We start from the raw sequence: 2,415 nt of genomic DNA on the forward strand, positions 1-2,415 counted from the left end.
CTTTACCGGGACCCGTGCCTGTCTTAGCTCACCGACACACCACCTACTGGCGCACGCTCTAAGGAAGCCCTCCACGATTCGGGGGAACCACAGGAGGATCTTTCCCGGCAGGTTCGTTTGCGAGGGTTGGCCGCCGCGTGACGCAGGACCTCGTTTTCCTCCTCAAGCAGCTGGCACCTTTATGGACATCGCGCCACTCGGCGGAGGCGTCACCTGGTGAATGACGAAGTCCTTGGGGTTCTGGGCGATGGTGATCCCGTTCTCCCTGGGGCCGTTCAACGAACCGTTTCAGAACTCCAGGTAGGAAGCAGGAATGATGCATATCCTTCCAGGTCACCCAGTGGGCAAGCCAGATCTCGACTAGAAGCTAACATTGCAGTAGGCACGCTGATGCCGCGCCCCGATAGCTAACCGTTCTAAGGGACCACCTATTCGAATGAAGATTCACGACATATGACGCAACAAGAGACGCCCGGCATCCTGGCCAAAGCTTTCGCTGTCGTGCAAGTACTAAAGAGCAGCGGGGAACTAACAGTCGCTGAGATCTCCCAGCAGGTTCGCGAGCCCTTGAGTTCGACTTACCGCCTGGTGAAGAGCCTTCAAGCTCTCGACTGGATCGCCGTTGGATCCGCAAGAGGGCGCTACCGATTGGGCTTATTCTTTATTCGTATTGGGGGGTTGGTCTCGGATCTAATGGATGTCCGTGAGTTGGCTCGTCCCCACCTCCGTGCGCTTCGAGAAGAGACGCATTTGACGACGTATCTTTCGGTTCGCCGAGGTACCCGTTCGGTGTGCATAGACCGCATCGCCGGGCGCTCCGTACATAGTCTAGAGTACCGGCTGGGAGATATGTTGCCACTCAATGTGGGCGGAGCACCTCGGGCTCTTTTGGCATTCCTACCCCCTGAGGAGCAGAAGTTGATAATCCGCCAATTAGGACAGGAGCACAATGAACGTTATGGCAAACGGGGTGCAGAACTGTTGGCTGACCTGGAAACAATCCGTCGTCGTGGCTGGGCCCTGTCAATCAATGATGTGACCACTGGAATTGCCGCAGTAGGGGCCCCGGTGTTCAACCATCGGGGGGAGCTGGTCGTTGCGGTGTCGCTAGCTGGTTTGCCGAACGAAGTTGTGGATAACAATCATCTTGTGGAACAGGTAGTTATTTGCGCTGCAGAGATTAGCCGAAGCATGGGGTTCAACGAGAAAGTCGTTAGGAGCGCGTCTTGAGCGGAGATTCTCAACGTGTTCTACGGAATGCCACCCAGGTTGTAGAAACACTCGCAGATTCCGGGGCGCTAACTGTGGCGGAAATTGCTGAACAGCTCCACGCTCCCCGCACGACGATTCACCGCCTTGTGGAAGGGTTGTCAAATGGGGGTTATATTGATCAATGGCCGGGTGGCCAGTTCGCGCTTTCTGGACAGTGGCTAGGGTTAGCCGATGCTGCACGCAAGAATCTTCCCAGAGGTGACCGACTGGACCCCGTACTCACATCGATAGTGAAGAGGACGCAGCTTACAGCCTTTGTAAGTGTGCCACACCGTGGAGAAATGCTGTGCGTTGAATGGCTTCCCGGCAGTGGAATCGACCTACTTAATTACCGTCCCGGTAGCATTCTTCCCCTGCGCCGCGGGGCTGCCGGAAGGGTTCTGGCAGCTTATGAGGCAGGGGCATATGAGTTGGAGCAAGACCAGGAGCTTCAGGCGATTCGTGCCCGAGGTTACGCGATCTCAGAAGGTGACGTCACCCCCGGTATAGCAGCAGTCGGCGTACCGATTTTCGCACCTCGCGGATCCGTTTATGGAGCGTTGTCGGTTGGTGGCCTTGAGGGCGATATCATCGGACGGATTGCCGAATTAGCTGACGTACTCGTCGAAGAGACCGCGCGTCTGCACTGAATGATTACATGAGTTAGAGGAAGTTTGTAGTTCAAATTGCACGATTACCAGGAGGCCATATGTCCCAGCATCCAGTAGCGATTATTGGTGGAGGCTCTATTGGAGTTTCCTTCCTTAGTGGTGTTCTGCCGGGCAGGCCGTCCGGTCCGCGTCTACGAACCGGATCAGACTCACCGTCAGTCCATCCGCCGTGAGTTGCATGCTCGACTGGACCAGCTCGATACAGCGGGCCTGCTCGACAGGGATACCGGCATAGAGCCTACTACTGCGGCAGCACAAGTCCAGATCACAGGCGATCTGGCCGAAGCTGTGGAAGAGACCTACTTGGTCCAAGAGTGTATCCCCGAGCTTGTTGACGCCAAACAGGGACTCTTCAAGCGCCTAAGCCCGCTCATTAGCTCGCACACTGTCGTGGTCAGCTTATCCTCTGCTATTTCCGCTTCGCGGAGTGGGGAGTGTCTGATTAACGGTGTATCTGGTCTGGCGCATTTTTAGTTGAGTCGTTCTTCGAAGG

At 56.0% G+C, this 2,415-nt stretch carries 3 protein-coding genes; all 3 read left to right on the forward strand.

Annotated features, from left to right (window positions below; genetic code table 11):
• The first annotated feature begins 453 nt into the window (after positions 1–453).
• Positions 454–1,230, forward strand: coding sequence for an IclR family transcriptional regulator (locus DVO78_RS08505; RefSeq protein WP_120004392.1), 777 nt, complete (start codon positions 454–456; stop codon positions 1,228–1,230).
• Complete coding sequence (locus DVO78_RS08510) at positions 1,227–1,901, forward strand: IclR family transcriptional regulator (RefSeq protein ID WP_120004393.1); 675 nt, start codon at positions 1,227–1,229, stop codon at positions 1,899–1,901. The genes DVO78_RS08505 and DVO78_RS08510 overlap by 4 nt, the downstream gene beginning before the upstream one ends.
• A 120-nt stretch (positions 1,902–2,021) precedes the next feature.
• Positions 2,022–2,396 (forward strand): 3-hydroxyacyl-CoA dehydrogenase NAD-binding domain-containing protein, encoded by a 375-nt coding sequence (locus DVO78_RS18385; RefSeq protein ID WP_420799083.1) that lies wholly within the window; start codon positions 2,022–2,024, stop codon positions 2,394–2,396.
• Positions 2,397–2,415 lie beyond the last annotated feature (19 nt).

This window comes from Nesterenkonia muleiensis (assembly GCF_003600155.1).
Taxonomy (GTDB): domain Bacteria; phylum Actinomycetota; class Actinomycetes; order Actinomycetales; family Micrococcaceae; genus Nesterenkonia; species Nesterenkonia muleiensis.

Bases quoted from the DNA above. Each gene is read 5' to 3' on its own strand.
- DVO78_RS08505 (WP_120004392.1), top strand. From the start codon at position 454: ATGACGCAACAAGAGACGCCCGGCATCCTGGCCAAAGCTTTCGCTGTC.